The sequence below is a fragment of the Streptomyces netropsis genome (assembly GCF_014203545.1).
Lineage (GTDB): Bacteria > Actinomycetota > Actinomycetes > Streptomycetales > Streptomycetaceae > Streptomyces > Streptomyces netropsis.
This window is the reverse complement of sequence record NZ_JACHJG010000001.1, coordinates 684,708-707,968: the sequence shown is the minus strand read 5'-3', so window position 1 is coordinate 707,968 and position 23,261 is coordinate 684,708. Positions and strand designations below refer to the sequence as shown.

Sequence of the window (23,261 nt, the reverse complement as noted above, 5' to 3'; positions counted from 1 at the left end):
GGCTTCCTCCCGACAGGGGCGTGTGCGCCCTCTCTCAACACCCCCCATTTTACTGCCGGGCACTGACAATCGCCCCAGCTCAGACGGCATTTCACGGTCCTCGCGGTACGGTGGCCGACATGGAGATCTGGATCAATCCCGCCTGTTCGAAGTGCCGCAGCGCGATCAAGCTGCTCGACGCCGAGGGGGCCGGCTACACCGTCCGCCGCTACCTCGACGACGTGCCCGACGAGGACGAGATCGGCGCAGTCCTCGACCGGCTCGGGCTCGAGCCCTGGGACATCACGCGGACGCAGGAGGCCGAGGCGAAGGAGCTCGGTCTGGGGGACTGGCCGCGCGAGGCGGACGAGCGGGCGCGGTGGATCTCGGCGCTCGCCCGGCACCCGAAGCTGATCCAGCGGCCGATCATCACCGCGGACGACGGCTCGGCCGTGGTGGCGCGCACCGAGGAGGCCGTACGGGACGCGTTGAACCGGACGTCCCGTTGAGGCCTTGAGGGGTCACAGGGCCCTTCTGTAGCGCACCTCGGTGAGTTCCACCTCGTCGTACAGATCGCTCTGCACCGCCCCGTCGGCCGTGTAGCCCGCCGTTTCGTAGAAGCGGCGGGCGCGGGGGTTGTCCGTGAGCACCCACAGCAGCAGGCTGTCGAACCGGAGGGCCGCCGCGTGCCGGTGCACCTCCTGGAGCAGGAGCCGGCCCACTCCCGTGCCGATCCGGTCCGGGCGGACGTAGAGGGCGTACAACTCCCCGTACGACTCCCCCGCCGCCCCCGCCTCCTCCCGGTACGGCCCCAGGCTGGCCCAACCCACGGCTACCGCACGGTCGTCGACGGCCACCAGGTCCAGTGCCTGCCCGCGCGAGGGCGTGAACCACGTCCTGCGCCGCCGGGCGTCGTCCTCGACCGTCATCGCGTCCAGGTAAGGCTGCGGGACCACGCCCGCGTACGCCGTCTGCCATCCCGTCACCCGGATCCCGGAGACGGCTTCTATATCCGCTTCGGTCATCTCTCGCACGCGCACCATCAGGACACCGTAGCCCTTCCGAAACGGGCCGTTGCCCGATTGATGATGCCCCGGTACCCGTTCCGTGACGGAATGATGACTACCCCCATTTCCGCTCCTTTCCCGTGTTTGTCTCGATGGGGCAAGAGGCGTACGAGATGCACGGATTGGGCAGCCACATGACGGAAAAGGAAAACAACAAAATCCGGGGGGTACGAATGAAGCGTGCCGGCATGATCGCGTCCGTGTCGGTGGTCACGGCCGCGCTGACGAGCGTGGTCGCCCTCTCCGTCCATACCGCGGCGGGTGCCGCCGAGAGCCGTCGTCCTTCCGGTCCCGCACCGCTGCGGACCCCCGAGCCCGGCCAGACCTCCACGCCCGACCCGTCGCTTCCCGCGCCGAAGGTGAACATGGACCTCGTCCGGGAGGCCGAGGACAGCGGCAAGGTCGTCAACATCACCATCGACGACGGGCCCGACCCGAGGTGGACGCCGAAGGCGCTGGAGCTGCTCGCGAAGCACGACGTGAAGGCCACGTTCTGCGTCACCGGTCCGAACGCCAAGGCACACCCGGACCTGATCAAGAAGATCGTCGCGGCGGGGCACCGGCTCTGCGACCACTCCGTCAGCCACGACGTCGCCATGGACAAGAAGTCCGTCGAGTACCAGTCGAAGGAGATCCTCGACGCGAAGCGGATGATCGACGAGGCCTCCGGGAACGAGAGGGTCTGGTACTACCGTGCCCCCGGCGGCGCGTTCACACCCGCGAGCCGACAGATAGCCGCGGCGTACGGCATGCGGAGTCTGGGCTGGAACGTCGACCCCAGCGACTACAAACGGCCCGGCACCGAGAACATCGTCCGGTCCGTGAAGGAGCAGCTGCCCAGCGGGCCCACCGTGCTGCTCCACGACGGGGGCGGGGACCGTTCGCAGTCCATGGCGGCCCTGGAGCAGTTGCTGCCCTGGTTCACGCAGGAGGGATACGGGTTCAGCTTTCCCAAGGCATAGCGGCCCCAAGGCATAGCGGCACCAGGCATAGCGGCACGGCGTAACAGCGGGGCGGGTGTGGGGAAATGGTGAGCGATGTGACGCCGAAGGGAATTCGACGGCTTCCATAGGTGAATTGATCACCTGGGGGTTACCTGGAAGTAAGTGCGGCTGATGGGATGTCGACGGCTCGAACATCCCGCCCCTCCGCATCTCACCCCACCCAGGGCCCCCACCCCACAGGGAGACGCAGTGCCGTTCACGAAGTCCTCCGCACTCGCCGCCGCGCTCGCCTCGGCCGCGCTCGTCGTGGCCTTGCCGCAGACGGCCCAGGCGGCCGCTCCGGCGGCCGCCGCGGTGCCGGAGCTGAAGGTGCTCACCTACAACACCTTCCTGTTCGACAAGAGCCTCTACCCGAACTGGGGCCAGGACCACCGGGCCAAGGCGATACCCGCCGCCGGCTTCTTCAAGGGCAACGACGTCGTGGTGCTCCAGGAGGCCTTCGACAACGGCGCCTCGGACGCGCTCAAGGCCGACGCGGCCGGCCAGTACCCGTACCAGACCCCGGTCGTCGGGCGGAGCAAGAGCGGCTGGGACGCCACCGGCGGCAACTACTCCACCACCACGCCGGAGGACGGCGGGGTCACCGTGCTCAGCAAGTGGCCGATCGTCCGCAAGGAGCAGGTCGTCTTCAGCGACGCCTGCGGCGCGGACTGGTGGTCCAACAAGGGCTTCGCGTACGTGGTTCTGAACGTGAACGGCACGAAGGTCCACCTGGTCGGCACGCACGCGCAGTCGACGGACGGCGGCTGCGGGGCGGGCGAGGCGGCCGCCGACCGCGCGAAGCAGTTCCGGCAGATCGACGCGTTCCTGGACGCGAAGAACATTCCCGCCGGCGAACAGGTCATGGTCGCGGGCGACTTGAACGTGGACTCGCACAGCGCCGAGTACCGGTCGATGCTCGCCGACGGCGACTTCGCGCCCGCGACCACGCGCACGGGCCACCCGTACTCCTTCGACACGAAGGAGAACTCGATCGCCGCCTACCGCTACCCGACGGACGGGCGCGAGGACCTCGACTACGTCCTCCACCGCAACGGCCACGCGCGCCCCGCGACGTGGCGGAACGACGTGGTCAAGGAGTCGTCCGCGCCGTGGACCGTCTCCAGCTGGGGCAAGGAGTACACGTACACGAACCTCAGCGACCACTACCCGGTCGTCGGCGGCGCCAGCTGACCCTCCGCCCCCGCTCCGCCCGCCGCCCCGGCCCGTGCGAACGGGCCGGGGCCTCGTGGCCGGAACTGTCAGTGGGGGATGTCAGGATGCTCCTACGTGGGTTGCTGATCATGAGCGGCCCTCAAAGCGAGGGGGACCCATGCTGCCCATCACCGTGAACACCGAGCCCGGCGAAGTCCTTTCGGGGATCACCGCCGAGGAACTGGCCACCGTGATCGGCCGACTGGGCGGGAAGGACGACCGGTTCGCGGTGGTCGAGCGGACGTCCGGCGACGCCGATTACTACATCCAGACCTGGCACGAGCGCGGTGGCGCCTACGAGGTGGAGTACCGCGACGGCTCGCAGGAGCGGCACTTCGCGGCGCGGCTGGCCGACGCGGAGGCCGTCGTGGCGGTGTTCGTGGGCTGGGCCCTGGAGACGGACGGTTGGGCCGACGGGCACGACTGGAAGCAGGTGGACTTCTCCTCCGAGGTGGAGGACGGGGAGGACGCTCCGGACATCGACGCCACGGAAGGGTTCGACGACGAGGCCGACGCCCGGGCGGCGGACGCCCTCGACCCCGAGCTGCGGGAAGAGGCCGAGGAGCACGCCGGGGTGCTGGTCCGGGGCGGGTTCGAGCTGCCGGGCGAGATCGCGGAGGCGGTGTCCGACTACTTCTACGAGGACGGTGGCACCCCGGTGTCCGTGGCGGCCGCGCGCGGGATCGTGGGTCCGCTGTGGCGCGAGCGGCTGGCCGAGCAGGCGACGTGGCCCGAGGTGACGGACCCCGACCGGGTCGGGACCGCCTTCGACGCGCTGGCGGAGCGGGGCATCACCGCCCGGATGAACTTCACCTGCTGCGGGAACTGCGGCCTGGCGGAGATCGGTGCCGAGGCGGCCGAGGGTGACCGCGGGTTCGTCTTCTTCCACTACCAGGACACCGAACGGGCCGTCGAGGGCGGTGCCTTGTGCCTGCGGTACGGCGTCCACCACGGTACGGGCGAGGGCGACGGCTCCGGCGGCAAGGGCGACACCGCCTCGATCGGCCGCGAGGTCGCGGCCGCGCTCGTCGAGGCGGGGCTGGGCGTGGTCTGGGACGGCGACCCGGGCCAGGCGATAGAGGTCGACCCGCTGGACTGGCGCAAGCGGCTGCCGACCTACTGAGCGGTACGTTCCGCTTTTGCCGGACGGCCGACGGCCGTCCGGCGAACACCAAGGTTCCGTATCAAGTGCCGGAGGGCTCTGCTGCCCCGTCGCAGGTCATGTTTCAATAGGGGGCATGGCCAGCTATCAGAACACCGCGACGGGTCGCAGCGACCTCGAGCCCTTCTGGCCTTCCCGTCAGCACCACGACTTCGACCGAGTGTGTTGCCGCGCGACGTTCGCGCAGGCCCACTCCTCCCGCTGACCCTCACGTCGAAGTCAGCCGCCGGTCATCAGTTCCGGCCAACGGCCCCGCGCACCAGCACGACCCCTCGACGGTCTCTCGCGCGAAAGAGCTGAGCTCCATGACGAACCTCCGTACCCTGACCGCGTCCCCCTCCATCACCTCGGCGACCGTCGGCTCCTCGGCCGTCGATCCCACCGGCGTCCCCACCGCCGTCGGTGCCGCGCACCGCCATCGACTGCGGGCCGTCGCCCCGGACGAGGTGCCGCCGGTCGCCGAGCTGCTGCACTCCGGGGCGACCTGGCTGCCCGCCCCGCCGCACACGGTGCCGAGCCTGCCGGGCCAGCCGCCGATGGTCGGCTACCTGGTGCTCGTACCGGCCGAGCAGCCGGCGCCCGAGGCCCCCGCGGCCGCCACGCACGGGGACGCGCTGGTGCGCATCGACCCCGAGCAGCGGACGGCCCGGGTCGCGGACCGGCTGCTGGACCTCACCTACCTCGAGTTCGAGCTGCTGGCCCACCTCGTCGCGCACCCGCACCGGGTGCACACCCGCGACCAGCTGGTGACCAACGTCTGGGGCTACGGTCACGTGGGCGACGGCCGTACGGTCGACGTCCACGTCGCCCGGCTCCGCCGCAAGATGGGGGCGGAGCACCGCGCGTCGATCGTGACCGTCCGCCGCGTGGGCTACAAGTACGCGCCTCCGCTCGGATACTGACGCCCCGTCGGCTGCTCGCCGGGTCGCCGGACCGCCCGTCGAAACCTCCGGGTTCCGGGGCACGGGACGAGGTCAGGGGGTGGTGCTGGCTACACCACGGACCCGGCGGGTGGCACCAGTGACCGGAGGTGCCCGCGCAGCGCAGACTGATGCGGGGCGCGACGGCCGGGCCCCGGGGACGGATGCGGGGAGACGGCAGATGAGGGTCCGCGATGCGCTGCTGGCCGGTGCCCGGGGGCTGTGGCTCGCGGTCTTCGGCATCGTCGGGTCGGTCGTGCTGTTCACGCTGACGGTGGTGTCGATCGGCTTCATCCTGCTGGGGATCGGCGTCCTGACCACCCCGGTCGTGCTCGGCGCGGTACGGGCGTTCGCCGGTCTGCGCCGCGTCCAGGCCGCCGAGTGGGCGGGGGTGCGCATTCCCACGCCGTACCGGCGGCCCGCCGCGCGGCGCGGCGGGGTGGTCGGGCAGGTCGAGCTGTGCTCGGCGCTGCTGAAGGACAAGGCGACCTGGCGCGATGTGCAGTGGCTGCTGATGGACATGACGATCGGCGCGGTTCTCGCGCTGCTTCCGGCCGCGATGCTCGTGTACGCGCCGTGGGGTGTGGTGCTGGCCTGCGGGGTGTGGCAGCCGCTCGTCCGGGCCGAGGGCACCTTCTGGTTCCTCTTCGTTCCCGTCACCGGCCAGGGCACCGCCTTCCTGGCGGCGGCGACGGGGCTGGCGCTGGGGGCCGTCGGCCTGTTCACGGGCCCGGCTCTGCTGCGCGCGCACTTCCTCCTCGCCGAGCCGCTGCTGCGCCCCAGCCGCGAGCGGGAACTCGCCCTGCGCGTCGATCACCTCACCGAGTCCCGGCACGACGCGGTGGACGACTCGGCCGCCGCGCTGCGCCGCATCGAGCGGGATCTGCACGACGGCGCGCAGGCCCGGCTCGTGGCGATGGGTATGAGCCTCGGCACGATCGAGGCGCTGGTCGAGAAGGACCCGGCCCAGGCGAAGCGGCTGTTGGCCGCCGCCCGCGCCGACTCCGCCGAGGCCCTCACCGAACTGCGCGACCTCGTCCGCGGCATCCACCCGCCGGTCCTCGCCGAGCGCGGTCTCGCCGACGCGGTACGGGCCCTGGCGCTGCGCATGCCGCTGACCGTGGAGGTCGACGTCGAGCTGCCGGGCCGCGCGGCGGAACCGGTGGAGTCGGCCGCGTACTTCGCGGTCAGCGAGGTGCTCACGAACGCGAGCAAGCACTCGGGCGCGGAACGGGTGTGGATCGACGCGCACCACGCCGAGGGGGCACTGCGCATCGCCGTCACCGACAACGGCCGCGGCGGCGCGAGCATCGCCGGCGGTACGGGCCTGCTCGGCATCGAGCGCCGGCTGGGTGCCTTCGACGGCGTCCTGGCCGTCAGCAGCCCGGCCGGCGGGCCCACCATGGTCACGATCGAGATCCCCTGCGCCCTGCGGTGACGTGTCCGGGGTGAGGGCGCGGGCGCCTTCGGGGCCGAAGTGCCGTGCGCGAGCGGCATCGGCGACGATGGGGGCCCGGCCCCGGCTCTCCTGCCGCGGAGGAGGGGCGTCGCTCTAGCCGATCATGGAGTTTCCGTGCGCGTCGTCATCGCCGAAGACCTGTTCCTGCTGCGGGACGGCCTGGTCCGGATGCTGGAGGCGTACGGCTTCGAGATCGTCGCGGCGGTGGACAGCGGGCCCGGTCTCGCCCGGGCGCTGGCCGAGTCGAAGCCCGATGTGGCGGTCGTGGACGTGCGGCTGCCGCCGTCGTTCACCGACGAGGGGCTGCAGTGCGCGCTGGCCGCGCGGCGGGAGACGCCGGGGCTGCCGGTGCTGGTGCTGTCGCAGCACGTGGAGCAGTTGTACGCGCGGGAGCTGCTGGCCGACGGCAGTGGCGGGATCGGGTATCTGCTGAAGGACCGGGTCTTCGACGCGGACCAGTTCGTCGACGCCGTACGGCGGGTGGCGGCGGGCGGTACGGCGATGGATCCGCAGGTCATCTCGCAGTTGCTGACGCGGCGCTCGCGGGACGAGCCGCTGGGGCAGCTGACCCCGCGCGAGCGTGAGGTGATGGAGCTGGTGGCGCAGGGGCGGTCCAACGCGGCGATCGCGACGCGGCTCCTCGTCACCGAGCGGGCCGTCGCCAAGCACACCTCCAACATCTTCGCCAAGCTGGCGCTGCCGCCGTCCGACGACGACAACCGCCGGGTGCTGGCTGTACTGGCGTACCTCGACCGGGGCTGACCTTGTGTCCCTGCGGGCGCGTCCTCAGACTCCCCCAGCAGGCTGAAGTCGGCTGAGCCCAGCCACAGCAAGCCCGTCCGGCGCTTGAGGCCGCCGCGCAGCGGCGGTGCTGACGACACGGCATAAGGCCATGGCACGCCCCATTGCTGTGCCCCGTAACGGCAGTTACCGTGCGCTGCGCATGCGTCCGTTGTTGCATTCGCACACTGGGGAGCGCCATGACCGATCTGTCGAGACGCCTGTTACTGGGTACCGCCGGAGCGATCGGCGCGGGAGCCGCCGTCGCCTCCCTCACCCCCGCGAGGGCCGAGGGTGCGGCGAGGCCGTTCGAGATCGCCCCGGCGCGGGCCGCGCTGCGGCGGCTGCTCGGGGACCACGCGGAACAGTTCCGGCTGCGCGCGCTGACCGGCGGCGAGGAGCGGTTCGAGGTCACCGGCGAGGCGGGGCGGATCGAGGTGGCGGGCACCAGCGCGGGGGTGCTGCTGACCGGGGTGCACCACTATCTGAGGGACACCTGCCGGGTCCATCTCGGCTGGCGTGCGAGACGGCCCGCGCTGCCGCGCACCCTGCCCGCCCCGGCCCGGCCGCTGGCGCGCTCGACGCGCCTGCGGCACCGCTTCGCGCTCAACGACACCAACGACGGCTACACCTTCCCGTACGCGGACTGGCCGTACTGGGAGCGGATGATCGACGTCCTCGCCCTGCACGGCTGCAACGAGGTGCTGGTGATCGCCGGGCACGAGGCGGTCTACCACCGGGTCCTCATGGACTTCGGGTACAGCGACGCCGAGGCCCGGGCGTGGCTGCCCGCGCCCTCGCACCAGCCGTGGTGGCTGTTGCAGAACCTCAGCGGCTTCGGCGGCCCGCCGAGCCCCGCGCTCCTCGCCCGGCGCGCCGCGCTGGGGCGGCGGATCGCCGACCGGCTGCGCGAGCTGGGCATGGCGCCCGTCTTCCCCGGCTATTACGGGCACGTCCCCGACGGCTTCACCGAGCGGAACCCGGGGGCCCGGGTCGTCCCGCAGGGCATCTGGCACGGCTTCCAGCGCCCGGACTGGCTCGACCCGCGCACCGCGCCCTTCGCCGCGGTCGCCGCGTCGTTCTACCGCCACCAGGCAGAACTCCTCGGCCGGGCTGCGCACTTCAAGATGGATCTGCTGCACGAGGGCGGCACGGCGGGCGGCGTGCCCGTCGCGGACGCCGCGCGGAGCGTCGAGAAGGCGCTGCGCACCGCGCACCCGGACGCGACGTGGGTGATCCTCGGCTGGCAGGACAACCCGCTCCCCGCGCTGCTGGGCGCGGTCGACCGGAGCAGGATGCTCATCGTCGACGGTGCCTCCGACCGCTACCGGTCCGTCACCGACCGGGAGAAGGACTGGGGCGGCACCCCGTACGCCTTCGGCTCGATCCCGAACTTCGGCGGGCGGACGACGCTCGGCGCCCGGACGCACATCTGGGACGAGAAGTTCTTCGCGTGGCGCGACAAGCCCGGCAGCGCCCTGGCCGGCACGGCGTACATGCCGGAGGCCGCCGACCGCGACCCGGCCGCCTTCGCGTACTTCGCCGACCTGGCCTGGCAGGAGAGGGCCCCGGACCGGCAGCGGTGGTTCGGCGCGTACGCCGACGCCCGTTACGGGCGGGCGGACCGCGGCGCGCGGGACGCCTGGGCCGTGCTGGGCGAGACCGCCTACCGGCAGAGCGCGCCCGAGCGCAGCGACCCCCACGACAGCCTCTTCGCCGCCCGCCCGGACCTCGGCGCCAACCGGGCCGGCGAGTACGCACCGAGCGCCCTGTCCTACGACCCGTCGCGCTTCGACGCCGCGCTGACCGGGCTGCTGGGCGTCGCCGCCGGGCTGCGCACCGGCGACGCGTACCGCTACGACCTGGTCGACGTCGCCCGGCAGGCCCTGGCGCACCGCAGCCGGCAGCTCCTCCCGCAGTTGCGGAACGCCTACGCCCGCAAGGACCTGCCCGCCTTCCGCGCGCTGTCCGCGCTGTGGCTGCGGCTGATGCCGCTGGCCGACGACATCGCGGGCACCCACCGGGACTTCCTGCTCGGGCCGTGGACGGCGGCGGCCCGGGCGATGGGGTCGGGCGCGGCGGAGGCGGCGGAGCTGGAGCGGACGGCGCGGGTGCTGATCACGGTGTGGGGCGGCCGGGCCACGTCCGACGGCGGAAAGCTGCACGAGTACGCGAACCGCGACTGGCACGGTCTGATGGGCGACTTCTACCTGCCGCGCTGGCGGCGGTGGCTGGAGGAGCTGGAGGACGCGTTGCGGGAGGGCCGGGCGCCGCGGGCCGTGGACTGGTTCGCGGTGGAGGAGCCGTGGACGCGGGAGCGCAAGGAGTACCCCGTGCGTCCGGTGGCCGATCCGTACCGCACCGCGCTGCGGGTCCGGGACACCCTGGCCGTCGCCCCCTACCAGGGGACGCTGACGACGACGCCCGTCCCCGCCGCCGTGCCGCCCGGTGGGGTCGCGACGCTGACCGTCGCCCTCACCAACGTGAACGGTCTGCGGGCCACCGGCCGCGTCGACCTCGCCGTCTCGGGCCTCCAGGCCCGTCCGCAGGGCCCCACGTCGCTGGACCGCCTCGCGCCGGGCGCCACGGGCACGGCCCGCTGGAGCGTCACCGCACCCGCCGGGCCGCCGGCGCGCCCGCTGCTCGCCCTGCCGTACGAGGCGAGCGCGCGCTACGGGCCGCAGGGGCGGGACCGGATCCGGACCGCCCTGACCGGCACGCTGTTCGTGGCGGGCCCGCTCGCCGCCGGATGGCGGACGTCCACCAACAACGCGGCCGTCTTCGGGCAGTTGGGGGACGACCGCTTCGCCGTCGACGGCTCGGGCGACGACCTGTGGAAGGGCACGGAGGCCTTCGGCGTCGTCTACCGGCCGGGCGCGCTGGCGGTGGGCGGGTCGGCGACGGTCCGGGTCGACGAGCAGAGCGACACGGGCGGCTGGGCGCGTACGGGCATCATCGTGCGCAACACCCTGGCGGGCCGCTCCCCGGGGGCGGTCAACCTCGCCGTCACCCCGGCGGAGGGCGTCGTGCTGTCCTACGACACCAACGGCGACGGCACCTTCGACGGCTACCGCCGCATCACCGGCCTCAAGGCCCCCGTCCACCTCCGTCTCACCCGTACGACCACGGGCGGCTTCACCGCGGAGTGCTCCACGGACGACGGCGCGACCTGGCGGACGGTCGCGTCCGTCACCGTCCCGGGCGCGGCCCGGGACCTGGACGTGGGCCTGTTCATGACGGCCGGCAACGACGGCAGCGGTGAGCGGGGGACGGCGTACTTCAGCGGCTGGCGGCTGGGCTAGCGGCCGGGGCGGGGAAGCCGCGCCGGGGATCCGGCCCCCGGCCCTGATGCCCGGGGCGGCCACCGCCGATCATGGCCGGATGGCCCCTCTGTTTTCCGGTCCGTCCGGTTCCTCCGGCGCCCGTGGTGTCCCCGGCCCTTCCCCCCGATGGGCGCGGCCGCCCGTCCTCCGGCTGCCGCGCCTCGCGCCCGCGTACGTGGCAGGCGTGCAGCTCGGCGCGTACGCCGTGGGGCGGCTGCTCGCGCCCGCCGTGCGGGAGCGGGTGCTGCGGCACTGCTCGACGAACGTGGACAACCTGCGGGGCCGCCGCTGGCACACCCTCGCCACCAGCGCCCTGGTCGTCGAGCAGCCGATGGAGCTGCCGTACGCCCTGCTCCTGCTGGCCGTCCTCGGCTACGCCGAGTACGCGCACGGCGCCTGGTGGGCGGCGGGGGCCTTCACGTACGGGCACGTGGGCGCGACCCTCCTGGTCTACGGGGTGCTGCGCGCCGCGCGGGCGGGGGCGCGCACGCGGTCCGCGATCGACGTCGGCACCAGCTACGGCTTCAACGCCGTGACGGGCGCCCTCGCCACGACCCTGCCGCGCGGGCCGGTCCGTACGGGCGCGTACGCCGCGTTGTTCGCGCTCGGCGCGCGCCCCCTGCTGCGCGGCGGCGCTCATCGCCCCGGCTTCACCGACCTGGGGCATCTCCTCGCGCTGACGCTGGGCGTCGGCTTCGGGCCGGGGCGGCGTCGCGCACTCGGCCACCGTTCGTCACAATAACGGTAGATATCCGATAAGGAGATGCGCGCATGCCACACCAGTTCGATATCTCGACCATCGTCAACCTCCGCGACCTCGGTGGCATCGCGCTCGCCGGAAACTCCGCCGTCCGCCCCGGTCTGCTGCTCCGGTCCGGACAGCTGGACCGGATCGACCCGATGACCGACCCCGCCGTCGCCGCCCTCGGCATCCACACGGTCGTGGACCTGCGCACCGAGCACGAGCGGCGCGAGCGGCCCGACCGCGTGCCGGACGGCGCCCGGCTGATCGTCGCGGACGTGCTGGCGGGCGCGGTGCCCGCCGCCGTCCAGGGCGATCAGGTGCCCGCCCGGATCGAGTCGGTGCTCGGCAGCCCCGCCCTCGCGGAGGAGCACCTCGGCGGCGGCAAGGCGGAGAAGCTGCTCTGCGACTCCTACCGCGCCTTCGTGTCCTCCCAGCCCGCCTGTGACGCCTACCGGCTGCTGCTGTCCGCGCTCGCCGAGCCGGACTGCGGCCCGCTCCTCTTCCACTGCACGGCCGGCAAGGACCGCACCGGCTGGGCGGCCACCGTGATCCTGCTGCTGCTCGGCGCGGACGAGGCGACGGCCGAGCGCGAGTACCTCGACGTCAACCCGGCCGTGCGCGCGGCCTTCGCGCCGGTCATCGAGCGGTTCACCTCTGCGGGCGGCGACCCCCGGATCGCCGACGCGATCCTCGGCGTGCGCCCCGCCTATCTCGCGGCGGCGCTGGAGGAGATGGACCGGACGTACGGCGATGTGGAGACGTACGTCCGTGACGGGCTCGGCGTCCCCGACGACGCCGTCGACCGGATCCGCGCCCGCTACGTCGCCTGAGGCCGCCCCGAGCGCCTGAGCCGGTCCCCGGCACGGGTGAGGTGACCATCCCACCATTCACTCGTTCTATGGATCGTGGAGCAGCAAGCGACAGCCCCCCGCCCCCGGTCCATCGCCCCCGTCGACGTCGAGCAGGCCGAGGCCGCGCTCATCGAGCACTACCCGCGCCTGGTGCGGCTCGGCTATCTCGTGCTGCCGCCCGCGCTGGGCCGCAACCGCCGTGTGCTGACCGCGCACGCCCTCGTCCAGCGGGCGCTGCCGCGCAACCGGGTGGGCGGTGCGGAGCTGACCGTGCCGGCGCCGCGCGGCACCGACGGCGTGCCGAGCGAGCCGGGCTACACCTACGTCCGCCAGCGGGTGCTGCGGGCCGCGCTGGACGCGGGGCGGCCGCGCGGCCGCTGGCAGCCGCCGCGGCCGGGCCAGCTCCCGCCGCTGCTGCCGCGCGTGTGGGGGCTGCGGCTGTTCCCCCGCTCCGGCGGCGCCGACGAACTCGCCCTGGACCAGGCGCTCTCCTCGCTGTCCGGGCCCGGCCGGGCCGCGTACGTCCTGCGCGGGCTGGAGCTGTCGGACGACCGGGACGTGCGCCGGGTGCTGTCGGCGGCCGGGGTCGAGGACCCGGGCGCGGCACTGGCCGAGGCGGACGGCGTCCGCACCCCGGCGGGCAGCCGCGACACCCCGCTGCTGGAGTCGGTGGAGTTCGACCCGTGCTCCCTCCAGGCCCGGCCGACGGATCTGATGCGCCGCCGCCAGCACACCCGGGCCGCGCTCACGGCCGCCGCCGCGGCCGTGGTGTGCGCCACGCTCCTGGGTCTGCCCGGTGACGGCTGGGGCCGGGACGGCGCCGCCGCGCCCCCGTACGCGCAGAACGCGGCGGCCGAAGCGGCCCTCGACCCGGCCAAGTTGACCCAGGCCACCTCCTCGGCGTGGAAGAGCGCGGACCGCCCCGGCTTCGCCACCTGGCCCGCCCGCGGCGACCGCACGGGCGACCGGGAGCTGCTGCGCCGGGCGCTCGCCGCCTGGGCCCGGCCGGGCCGCGCGGTGCGGGTCACCGCGACGCCCGGCACCCCCGTCGGACCCGCCTCCGGGCCGCCCCAGCTGCTGTTCGCGGGCGAGGTCGACGCGGCGGCCGTCGTGCTGCTCCACGACGGGGTGCGCGTGGTGCGCTACGCGGAGGCGAAGAGCGGCGAGGCCGGTGCCGCCGCGCTGGACTTCGCGCGCACGGACGCGGCGGACGCCGACACCTCCACCGCGATCGTCGTGGGCCGCACCGACGGCAACGTCCGCTATCTGACCGCCCCCTGGGTGACCGGCACGGCCGTGCGCGACCTGCTCGCACCGGCCGCCGCCGGGCAGCCGCTGCACCGGGACGCCGAGGGCGTGACCGACGCGACGCCCAGCCCCGCCCCGTCGGGCGGCTGCCGCGCCTGGCCGGCGCTGCGGCTCGGCAGCCGGCTGGTCACCGACCTCGGCGAGCTGGTCCCCGCCCGGCTCACCGTCGGTGCCCCCGGCTCCCCGCGCGACGTGGCGGGCGCGCAGGCACTGGCCGGGTGGGCGCACTCCGCCTGCCACCTGCAGAGCGTGCGCTCGCAGGGCGTGCGGTCGGTGAACGCCTGGCAGTTCGCGACGCAGCCGCTGCCCGGAGGCGCGGGGAGCGCGGCCTGGCTGTGCACCCGGGCCGAGACGTGGCGGGGCGCGGGGAGCAGGGTGCAGGCGCAGTTCCAGGTCCCCGGTTCCCGGCCCGGCGCGCCGGGGGCGGTCGTCGCCCGCGCCGAGGACTCCGCTGCGTGCGGGGCCCGCGATCCGCACGTCCTGGCGGGCGTGCTGTGGAAGTCGAAGGCCGGTGCCTGGTACGCGCTGGCGGCGGGCAGCGACGACGTCGCGTCGATCACCGCGACGGGCGGGGTGCGCGGCAGCGCGCGCGGCGCCCTGCTGGCCGTCCCGGCGCGGGCGGGCGCGCACGCCGAGCTGAGCGCCCTGACCACCGCCGGGAAGAAGCTCACGACTCTGCGGTGAGCGGCCCCTGTTGACCGGCCCACCGGGCTTTCCCGCCCGGTGGGGCCGCTGCGCGTCGGCATTAGGATGACCGCATGACGACCGGGGTGCGCCGCAGGATGGGCGTCGAGCAGCGACGCGAGCAGCTGATCGCGGTGGCGCTCGACCTCTTCAGCAGGCGCTGCCCCGACGATGTCTCCATCGACGAGATAGCCGAGGCGGCCGGGATCTCCCGGCCGCTGGTCTATCACTACTTCCCCGGCAAGCAGAGCCTGTACGAGGCCGCGCTGGGCCGCGCCGCCGAAGAGCTGACCTCGCTCTTCGACGAGCCGCGCGAAGGCCCGCTGGGGGCCCGGCTGTTGCGCGTCATGGGACGGTTCTTCGACTTCGTCGAGACGCACGGGCCGGGGTTCTCGGCGCTGATGCGCGGCGGCCCGGCGGCGGGCACCGGCCGGGCGAGCGCCCTGATCGACGGGGTGCGCCGGGCCGCGTACGAGCAGATGATCGGGCACCTGGGCGTACGCGCCCCGGCGCCGCGCCTGGAGCTGGCCGTCCGGTCCTGGATATCGCTGGCCGAGACCACGGCGCTGCTCTGGCTGGACGGCTGCCCGGTGGCGCGCGTGGAGCTGGAGTTGCAGCTCGTCCACCACTTCGCGGCCCTCACGGCGGTGAGCGCAGCCTACGACGAGGACATGGCGGCCGTGCTGCGCCGCGTGCTGCGGGACGAGCCCGCCGACGGGCCCTTCGGAGACCTGGTCGGACGGCTGGCCGCGCTCGCGCCGCAGCCGTCCTGACCCCCGCCCTGCCTCCCGCCGGTCAGCCCCGGCGGAAGACGGCGACCGTGCGGCCCGGGACCGTGAAGGTGCCCGATCCCGCTGCGTACGAGGCGGACTTGACGATGGCGTCCGAGCCGTGCGCCTGGACGGGGTGCAGCGCGTAGTCCGTTCCCGAGAGCGCCTCGATCCGCTGGGTCCGCGCCTGCGGTGCGGCGTTGAGGACGACGACCAGGTTCCCCAGCCGCATCGTGACGACGCCCGGCGTCTCACCGGTGCCGGACAGCGGGAACGACAGCGTCCGCTGGACGTCGGCGGTGGTCGCCTGGCGGAACGCCCGCTCGGTCGTCCGGATGCGCAGCAGGTCCCGGTAGGCGGCGGAGGCGGCCCGGATCGGCCCGCAGCCGGGCCGCAGGGCCGGGTCGGCGAGCAGCGGCGCGGCGTACGGCCACTTGGACCGGTTGTCGGCGGCGGGCGGCAGTCCGCGGCCGAATCCGTTGCCGTCGGCGCAGTCCCAGTGGATCGCGTTGAACCAGTCGCCGCTGTCGTAGGAGTTGCGGTCCAGGGACTTCGAGCGCAGCAGGTCCGTACCGGCCTGGGAGAGGGACGGTCCCTGGGAGAGCGCGGCGGCGGCCATCGCGAGGACCTGTGCCCTGGCCCGCTCGGTGGCGGGGGTCGCGGGCGGGAGTTTGTAGGCGAGGGCGTCGTAGAGGGATTCGTTGTCGTGGGCGTCGGCGTAGGCGAGGGCGTCGCCGGGGGCGGCGGCGTAACCGGCGGGCGAACCGTTGTAGTCGACGTCGGCGCCGCGGACGTCACGGCCGGTGGAGTCGGTGAAGCGGTAGTCGGCGAGATGGCCGGTGAGGCCGACCTTGATGAGGTCCTGGGCGTGCAGGAGCCGGGCCCGCTGCTCGTCGGGGCTGCCCGCGGGCGAGCCGTTGGGGTCGGTGAACAGTCCGGAGGCGAAGCCCTGGACGCGGGGGTCCTCGTCGAAGGGGCCGCCGCCGCGGATCGCGTCGCGGGAGCGGTCGGCGAAGGTGGCGATGCCGGTGCCCGCCATGTTCTTCTGCGTGGCCTGGACGAAGCGGGCGTCGTTCGCCACCTCGCCGAAGTTCCAGCCTTCGCCGTAGAGGACGACGGCCTTCCCGTCGACCCCGTCCTCGGCGACGGTGAGGGCGTCGAGGGCCTTGCGCACGGCGAGGATGTTGGCCTTGGGGTGGTGGCCCATGAGGTCGAAGCGGAAGCCGTCGACCTTGTACTCCTTCGCCCAGGTGACGACGGAGTCGACGACGAGCTTGCCCATCATCGCGTGCTCGGGCGCCGTGTTGGCGCAGCAGGTGGAGGTGGCGACGGCGCCGTCGTCGAGGAGGCGCTGGTAGTAGCCGGGGACGATCCGGTCGAGTACGGACTTCGCGTCCTGCCCGGAGGCCACGGTGTGGTTGTAGACGACGTCCATGACGGTCCGCAGCCCCGCCCCGGCGAGGCCCTGCACCATCTGCCGGAATTCACGGGTCCGGCGCGGCCCGTCCGGGTCGGAGGCGTAGCTCCCCTCGGGGACGGTGTAGTGCAGCGGGTCGTAGCCCCAGTTGTACGCGTCGCGGCCCGCCGTCCTCCCCACGCACTCCTGCTGCCGCTCGGAGTCGGCGGGCAGGGCGGCGAGGTCGCAGTCGGGGGTGGCCTGGTCCGCGCTCCGCTCGGGGACGGTGCCGAAGTCGAAGGCCGGGAGCAGATGGACGTAGGAGGTGCCGGCGGCGGCGAGCGAGCGCAGGTGCCGCATGCCCGCCGAGGCCCGGTCGGTGAAGGCGAGGTAGCGGCCGGGGTGGGCCGAGGTGCGGTCCTGGGCGGAGAAGTCGCGGATGTGCAGTTCCTGGATCTGCGCGTCGCGCAGCGGCACGGCCTTCGGCTTGCGCAGCCGTGACCAGCCCTCGGGGGCGAGGGCGGGGTCGGCGAGGTCGACGACGAGGCTGTGGGTGGAGTCGGCGGTCAGGGCGGTGGAGTACGGGTCGGTGACGTGGTTGGTGACGACCTTCCCCACGGTGGGGGCCCAGACGGTGACGGCGTAGCGGTAGGGCTTCGCGGCCCAGTCGTGTGAACCGGTGACGCTCCAGACACCGCTGCCGGCGTCCCGCCGCATGGCGACGGTGCGGCCGTCGAGTTCCAGGGCGACGCGCCGGGCGGTGGGTGCCCATACGGAGAGCGTGGGGCGGCCGCCGCGGAAGCGGGGGCCGAGCTTCGCCTTGCCGGCGGCCGCGGCGTAGAGGTCGTCCAGCACGCCGGGGATCTGCACGCCGGTGGCGACGCCGTCCGTCTCGGCGACGAGCCGGCCGGTGAGGGCGGTGCGCTCCTGGCCGTGGGCGTCGACGCGGAAGGCGTCGTAGTTCGCCAGGTGCGGGTATTTCGTGCGTTGCTGCGGGGTCAGCCCGCCGGGGCGGGCGGTCAGCTCGAAGCTGCCGCGGTCGTGGGTGAGGCGGTGGGGGCGGGTGGGGGTGCCGAGGTTTTTGGGCCAGGCGATGGTGTGTTGGTCGATCCAATGGACCTTGGCCCCTTGGGAGGCGGGCGTGGGGACGGCGGCGTGGGCGGTGCCGGTCCCTGCCAGGGGTAGGGCGAGGGCGATTGCTGCCGCCAGGGTGGCCAGTCGTCTCATGGAACGGTGCTCCTTCGGCTGAGGGCGGGACCGCGCTCCGCGCGGTGTCCTCAATCGCCGGACGGGCTGAATTCAGCCCGTCCGGCGATTGAGGACAAGGCACAGCAGCCCGTCCGGCGATTGAGGACCGGGGTTCGGGGCGGAGCCCCGGTACGGGAGGCGGCGGGTCAGGGGCAGGATCCACGGGGGTACAGAGCCAGTGCCGTGTTCGGGGCCAGCGTCGCCGTGAAGCGCCCGTCGTCCCCGACACGGACACCGCGTCCGCTCTGCACGTCGCAGTACTCACCCCCCGGCAGCGACGTCTGGAAAGCGCGGCTCAGCGCGGACGTCTCGTGGTTGATGGCGACGAACCCCTTGCTCCCCCGCCCGAAGGCGATGGCCTGGGAGCCGTTGTCCCACCAGTTGGTCACCGCCGTGCCCCGCACCGCGTTGCGGAAGCCCACCATGCTCTTGATCTCCGGCCACTTGTGCTGGCACTTCCAGCCGTCCCGCCAGCACGCACCGACGTTGCCCCCGTTCGGCGGGCCCGCGTCGCGGTCGGTGAATTCGTAGCCGGAGTGGACGTCCGGTGAGCCGTAGGGCCAGGCGAGCATGAAGACGTTGGCGAGGGTGTAGTCGGCGCCGTCCTTGTAGCTGAGGGTGTCGCCGCCGCGCTCGGTGTCGTGGTTGTCGACGAAGACGGATGCCTTGCCGGCGGGGAGGTAGCCCCAGCCCTCGCCGTAGTTCTTGAGGTAGGCGAGCCGCTCGCTCTGGAAGACCCGTTTGAGGTCGCGGGCGTAGCGGAACTCCTGGACGTCGCCGTTGCCGAGGTATTCGTCGGGCCGGACGGCCTCCCCCGCGCCGAAGATGGTCTCCTGCTTCCAGTACACGCCGGGTCTGCTCAACTTGCCCTTGATCGCGGCGAGATCCTCCACGGCGATGTGCTTGGCGGCGTCGATGCGGAAGCCGTCGACGCCGAGGGACAGCAGGTCGTCGAGGTAGCGGGCGATACGGTCCCGTACGTGCTCCTCGCCGGTGTCGAGGTCCGCGAGGCCGACCAGTTCGCAGCGCTGGACGTTGCCGCGGTCGCGGTAGTCCGTGACGACCGAGGTGCAGTCGTCCATGTCCTGGCGCTGGTAGACGCCGGGGTAGTCGTACTTCGTATACGACGAGCCGCCGGTGCCGGTGCCGGAGCCTGCGGCCATGTGGTTGACGACGGCGTCGACGACGACCTTGACGCCGGCCGTGTGGCAGGCGCCGACCATGCGGGCGAAGGACGCGCGGTCGCCGAGGCGGCCGGCGATCCGGTAGCCGACGGGCTGGTAGGAGGTCCACCACTGGGGGCCCTGGATGTGTTCCTGGGGCGGGGAGACCTGGACGTAGCCGTAGCCGGCGGGGCCGAGGGTGTCCGCGCACTCCTTGGCGACCGAGTCGTATCTCCACTCGAAGAGGACGGCCGTCGCGGGTCCTTCGGCCGGGTCTCCGGGTGCGCTCGCCCGGGCCGGCGGGGCGCAGAACAGGGCGCTCGCGACGAGGGCGAGGGCGGCGGAGAGGGCTCTTCGAGGGGATGTGGACATGGCGGTGGGGGCCATGGGTTCTCCTGGGGGGTGAGGAGCACAAGGCGGGGGGAAACCAGCGGGACACGGCCTCCGAGGGCAACGCGCCGTGCCCGTAAGGCCCATGAAGGTTCTTGCGGTTCTTGCTGCAAGGCCGCCCGCACGACAGCGGTCACTTGCCGCGCACTGGACCGTACGAGGCGCCCTGTCGCTGGTCAAGCCTTTGGACACAGTCAGGTTACGACCCGGAAATCTCACCGTTTCCTTCTTGCAAGGTCTTTCGCAAGAGATTGCAGCCTGTTAGCTTCCTCCTCAGCTCGGGCCGCCCGCGACAGGTCGGCCTCCTTGAAGAGGAGATCCCATATGCGAAGAGGCATATCGGTCGCCGCCCTCGTCGGCGTGCTGGCCCTCACCGCGACCGCGTGCGGCGGTGACAGCGACGGTGGCGCCGGTGACGGCTCCAAGGCGGCGAGCGATCCGAGCAGCGTGAGCGGCACCATCACCTGGTGGGACACCTCGGACGCCACCAACGAGGCGCCGACGTTCAAGAAGCTGGTCGCGGACTTCGAGAAGAAGTACCCGAAGATCAAGGTCAATTACGTCAACGTGCCCTTCGACCAGGCACAGCAGAAGTTCAAGACGGCCGCCTCCTCGAACCAGGGCGCGCCCGATGTGCTCCGCTCCGACGTGGGCTGGACCGCGGGCTTCGCCCAGCTCGGCTACCTCAAGGACCTGACGGGCACGCCCGCCCTCGACAAGACCGACGACTTCCTCGAGGGGCCGCTGAAGAACGCCGCGTACCAGGGCAAGACGTACGGCGTTCCGCAGGTCACCGACACCCTCGGGCTGCTCTACAACAAGGAGCTCTTCCGGAAGGCCGGCGTCGACAAGCCGCCGACGAACTGGAAGGAGGTCAAGGAGGCCGCGGAGAAGATCAAGGACAAGACGGGCACGGCCGGCATCGGCCTCAACCCCGACAGCTACTACTCGCTGCCCTTCCTCTACGGCGAGAACAGCGACATGGTCGACGTCGGCAAGAAGAAGATCACCATCTCCGACGCCGCCTCCCGCAAGGGCATCGAGACCGCCGTCGACCTCGTCAAGTCCGGTGCCGCGCCCAAGCCGGCCGGTACCGACGGGTACAACAACCTCAAGACGGACTTCAAGAACGGCAAGCTCGCCATGCTGATCGACGGTCCCTGGGCGACCAAGGAGATCTTCGGCGGCGAGGCGTACAAGGCGAAGGACAACCTGGGCATCGCGGCCGTCCCGGCCGGTTCCACCGGCACGGCGGGCGCCCCGGTCGGCGGGCACAACCTCGTCGTCTACGCCGGCACGAAGAACTTCGACGCCTCGTACCTCTTCACCAAGTTCATGACCGAGGCGACCCAGCAGGAGACGGCCTCGACGACCATCGGTGTGCTGCCGACCCGTAAGTCCGCCTACACCAAGGCCGTGCTGTCGGACCCGGTGCGCGACGCCTACTACCGGGCGCTGGACAAGGCCCACCCGCGGCCCGCGATCCCCCAGGGCGGCGACCTGTTCACCGACTGGCTCCAGCACTACACCAAGATCCTGACCCTCAAGGAGGACCCCGAGGCGGGTCTGGACGCCACGGCCAAGGCCTGGAAGTCCGCGCTCCTGAAGGACTACGCGATCCAGGAGTAGCCGGCCCGCCTCTCGCCTGACCGGCGGACCTTCGGCTGCGGGCCGTCGTTGCCGCCTGCGGCGGCGAGCGCCCTGCGGGCGCGTCCTCAAACGCCGGACGGGCTGCATTGGCTGAACCCAGCCGAACCAGCCCGTCCGGGCGCTTGAGGACACCGCCGGGCCGGTCGCGTTGCCCCCCTGCTCCCGCCCCCACCCCGTCTTCTCCCCCGAGGAAAGCCGCCGAGCCATGACCACAGCCGTTTCCGAGACCGGAAGCCCGCCCGAGGGACAGGTGCGCCGACCCGGCCTGCTCACCCGGGCCAGGCGCTCGTTCGACACCCACTGGTACGCCTGGGCGATGGTGCTGCCGGTGGTCGTGGTCCTGACCGTGCTGGTCGGCTATCCGCTGGGCCGGGGCATCTATCTGTCCTTCACCGACGCCAACGAGGCCAACATCGGCCGGACGATCGGCGTCAACCACATTCCCTCGACGTACGAGTTCGTCGGCCTGGACAACTACTGGAAGGTGCTCTCCGGCCAGGAGGGCCACTTCTACTCCCGGCTCACCTGGACCGTCGTATGGACCGCGTCCTGTGTCTTCCTCCACTACACGATCGGCCTGGGGCTGGCACTGCTGCTCAACCGCCGGATGCGGTTCCGCTCGCTGTACCGGGTGCTGCTGATCCTGCCGTGGGCGGTGCCCGCGTTCGTCGCCACGTTCTCCTGGCGGCTGATCTTCAACGAGAAGTACGGCGTCCTCAACGCATTTCTCGCCAAGCTGGGAGCGGGGCCGGTCGACTGGCTCGGTGACGAGACGCTGCAGAAGCTGTCGGCCGTCGCGGTCAACGTGTGGCTGGGCGTGCCGTTCATGATGGTGGCGATCCTGGGCGGTCTGCAGTCGATACCCGCCGAGCTGCACGAGGCCGCGGAGATGGACGGCGCGACGCCCTGGCAGCGGTTCCGTCATGTGACGCTGCCCGGGCTGCGGCCGGTGAGCGGCACCGTGATCCTGCTCGGCGTCATCTGGACGTTCAACATGTTCCAGGTGATCTACCTGCTGATCGGGCAGGGTGCGAGCTCGGAGAGCGAGATCCTCGTGACCTACTCCTACCGGCTCGCCTTCCAGGGCGTGCGCGACTACGCGGGTTCGGCGACGTACGGAATCCTCATCCTCTCGCTGCTGCTGGTCTTCGCCGTCTTCTACCGCCGGATGCTTTCCCGACAGGAGTCTGTGCGATGAGTGCGATGAGTCCCGGCACCACCGGCCCCGCGAAGTCCCGCCCGCGCGGTGAGCGTTCCCGCGGTGTCTCCGTCGCCCTGCACACGGCTTTGATCGTCGCGTCCCTGGTCTCGGTCTTCCCCGTCCTGTTCGTCGTCTTCGTGTCCCTGCGCGGGCGCGACGGCTGGCAGGAGCCCACGAAGTTCGTCGGCTTCGAACTCTCCAACTACACGCACATCCTGAACAACACCGAGTTCCTGACCTGGTTCGGCAACTCCGTGATCATCGCGCTCGGGGCGACCGTGCTCGGTGTGCTCGTCGCCGCGACCGCGGGCTACGCCGTCTCCCGGATGCGCTTCCCCGGCCACCGGCCGCTGATGTGGACCTTCCTGGTCGTCCAGATGTTCCCGATGGCGGTGCTGATCGTGCCGCTCTACAACATTCTCGGCCGGCTGGAACTGCTCGACTCCTACACCGGCTTGATCCTGACGTACTGCTCGATCTCGGTGCCGTTCTGCGCGTGGATGCTCAAGGGGTACTTCGACACCATTCCGGCCGAGATCGACGAGGCGGGCCGGGTCGACGGGCTGAGCCCGTTCGGCACGTTCTGGCGGCTGATCCTGCCGCTCGCCCGGCCGGGCCTGGCCGTCACCGGCTTCTACTCCTTCATCACCGCCTGGGGCGAAGTGGCCTTCGCGACCCAGTTCATGAGCAGCGAGAAGCACTACACGCTCGCGGTGGGCCTGCAGACCTTCGTCGGCCAGCAGAAGGCCGAGTGGGGCCTGATGACGGCCGCCGCGGTGCTGATCACCGTGCCCGCCGGGCTGGTCTTCTTCCTCGCGCAGAAGCACCTGGTCGCCGGACTGACCGCGGGCGGCACCAAGGGCTGATTCCATCCGTCACCGGTCGCGTGACCGCGCGTTGAGCAGTTCGTACCACTTTCGCTCGTACCCCCTGCTCGCCGACTCGCTCGCGTACGTACGCGCGGCTC

General features: G+C 72.4%; 19 protein-coding genes. 16 read left to right on the top strand and 3 right to left on the bottom strand.

Translation table 11 applies throughout. The features are described from left to right. Nucleotides 1-119 precede the first annotated feature (119 nt). Nucleotides 120-488 (top strand): ArsC/Spx/MgsR family protein, encoded by a 369-nt coding sequence (locus FHS38_RS03190; RefSeq protein ID WP_184730382.1) that lies wholly within the window; start codon nucleotides 120-122, stop codon nucleotides 486-488. Between the two features lie 12 nt (nucleotides 489-500). Here FHS38_RS03190 and FHS38_RS03185 read toward each other — a convergent pair whose 3' ends face one another. Then, on the bottom strand, nucleotides 501-1,022 hold the full coding sequence (locus tag FHS38_RS03185; protein WP_184730380.1) for a GNAT family N-acetyltransferase: 522 nt from the start codon (nucleotides 1,020-1,022) through the stop codon (nucleotides 501-503). A gap of 212 nt (nucleotides 1,023-1,234) precedes the next feature. On the opposite strand from FHS38_RS03185, the gene FHS38_RS03180 reads away from it, so the two are divergent. The 12 genes from FHS38_RS03180 to FHS38_RS03130 all read left to right on the top strand — a co-directional run bounded on the left by FHS38_RS03180 (nucleotide 1,235) and on the right by FHS38_RS03130 (nucleotide 15,249). Continuing rightward, a complete protein-coding gene (locus FHS38_RS03180) occupies nucleotides 1,235-2,008 on the top strand; it encodes a polysaccharide deacetylase family protein (protein WP_184730378.1) in 774 nt (257 codons plus the stop codon). A gap of 231 nt (nucleotides 2,009-2,239) precedes the next feature. Next, entirely contained in the window at nucleotides 2,240-3,223 is a 984-nt protein-coding gene (gene sph / locus FHS38_RS03175) for a sphingomyelin phosphodiesterase (protein WP_229821864.1), read from the top strand. 139 nt (nucleotides 3,224-3,362) lie between these two features. Further along, nucleotides 3,363-4,367, top strand: coding sequence for a DUF6891 domain-containing protein (locus FHS38_RS03170; RefSeq protein WP_184730374.1), 1,005 nt, complete (start codon nucleotides 3,363-3,365; stop codon nucleotides 4,365-4,367). Between the two features lie 115 nt (nucleotides 4,368-4,482). Beyond that, nucleotides 4,483-4,611 carry a hypothetical protein gene (locus FHS38_RS35035; RefSeq protein WP_260420551.1) on the top strand — a complete coding sequence of 43 codons (129 nt, stop codon included), beginning with the start codon at nucleotides 4,483-4,485 and terminating at the stop codon, nucleotides 4,609-4,611. A gap of 100 nt (nucleotides 4,612-4,711) precedes the next feature. Then, nucleotides 4,712-5,308 (top strand): winged helix-turn-helix domain-containing protein, encoded by a 597-nt coding sequence (locus FHS38_RS03165; protein ID WP_184730372.1) that lies wholly within the window; start codon nucleotides 4,712-4,714, stop codon nucleotides 5,306-5,308. A 199-nt stretch (nucleotides 5,309-5,507) separates the two neighbouring features. After that, a complete protein-coding gene (locus FHS38_RS03160; RefSeq protein ID WP_184730370.1) occupies nucleotides 5,508-6,764 on the top strand; it encodes a sensor histidine kinase in 1,257 nt (418 codons plus the stop codon). Between the two features lie 135 nt (nucleotides 6,765-6,899). Continuing rightward, nucleotides 6,900-7,547, top strand: a complete 648-nt coding sequence (locus tag FHS38_RS03155) for a LuxR C-terminal-related transcriptional regulator (protein WP_184730368.1) — start codon at nucleotides 6,900-6,902, stop codon at nucleotides 7,545-7,547. A gap of 218 nt (nucleotides 7,548-7,765) precedes the next feature. Continuing rightward, nucleotides 7,766-10,867, top strand: a complete 3,102-nt coding sequence (locus FHS38_RS03150; protein ID WP_184730366.1) for an alpha-N-acetylglucosaminidase — start codon at nucleotides 7,766-7,768, stop codon at nucleotides 10,865-10,867. 79 nt (nucleotides 10,868-10,946) lie between these two features. Continuing rightward, nucleotides 10,947-11,630 carry a rhomboid-like protein gene (locus tag FHS38_RS03145; RefSeq protein WP_229821865.1) on the top strand — a complete coding sequence of 228 codons (684 nt, stop codon included), beginning with the start codon at nucleotides 10,947-10,949 and terminating at the stop codon, nucleotides 11,628-11,630. A gap of 29 nt (nucleotides 11,631-11,659) precedes the next feature. After that, entirely contained in the window at nucleotides 11,660-12,463 is an 804-nt protein-coding gene (locus tag FHS38_RS03140; protein WP_184730364.1) for a tyrosine-protein phosphatase, read from the top strand. A 75-nt stretch (nucleotides 12,464-12,538) separates the two neighbouring features. Beyond that, entirely contained in the window at nucleotides 12,539-14,476 is a 1,938-nt protein-coding gene (locus tag FHS38_RS03135) for a hypothetical protein (RefSeq protein WP_184730362.1), read from the top strand. A gap of 74 nt (nucleotides 14,477-14,550) precedes the next feature. Further along, the gene (locus tag FHS38_RS03130) at nucleotides 14,551-15,249 is read left to right on the top strand and encodes a TetR/AcrR family transcriptional regulator (protein WP_184730360.1); all 699 of its coding nucleotides are present in this window, start codon (nucleotides 14,551-14,553) and stop codon (nucleotides 15,247-15,249) included. 22 nt (nucleotides 15,250-15,271) lie between these two features. Here the strand turns inward: FHS38_RS03130 and pulA are convergent, their stop codons facing one another. Both pulA and FHS38_RS03120 read right to left on the bottom strand, forming a co-directional pair. Then, on the bottom strand, nucleotides 15,272-17,923 hold the full coding sequence (pulA, locus tag FHS38_RS03125) for a pullulanase-type alpha-1,6-glucosidase (protein WP_373301761.1): 2,652 nt from the start codon (nucleotides 17,921-17,923) through the stop codon (nucleotides 15,272-15,274). A 113-nt stretch (nucleotides 17,924-18,036) separates the two neighbouring features. Continuing rightward, the gene (locus tag FHS38_RS03120; protein WP_184730356.1) at nucleotides 18,037-19,440 is read right to left on the bottom strand and encodes an alpha-amylase; all 1,404 of its coding nucleotides are present in this window, start codon (nucleotides 19,438-19,440) and stop codon (nucleotides 18,037-18,039) included. A 327-nt stretch (nucleotides 19,441-19,767) separates the two neighbouring features. Between FHS38_RS03120 and FHS38_RS03115 the strand changes: the two genes are divergently transcribed. The 3 genes from FHS38_RS03115 (at nucleotide 19,768) to FHS38_RS03105 (ending at nucleotide 23,160) form a co-directional block, all read left to right on the top strand. After that, nucleotides 19,768-21,072, top strand: coding sequence for an extracellular solute-binding protein (locus tag FHS38_RS03115; RefSeq protein ID WP_184730355.1), 1,305 nt, complete (start codon nucleotides 19,768-19,770; stop codon nucleotides 21,070-21,072). Nucleotides 21,073-21,298: 226 nt separating this feature from the next. Continuing rightward, nucleotides 21,299-22,291: a carbohydrate ABC transporter permease gene (locus tag FHS38_RS03110; RefSeq protein WP_184730353.1), complete on the top strand. Its 993-nt coding sequence runs from the start codon at nucleotides 21,299-21,301 to the stop codon at nucleotides 22,289-22,291. Further along, nucleotides 22,288-23,160, top strand: a complete 873-nt coding sequence (locus FHS38_RS03105; protein ID WP_184730351.1) for a sugar ABC transporter permease — start codon at nucleotides 22,288-22,290, stop codon at nucleotides 23,158-23,160. The genes FHS38_RS03110 and FHS38_RS03105 overlap by 4 nt, the downstream gene beginning before the upstream one ends. Nucleotides 23,161-23,261 lie beyond the last annotated feature (101 nt).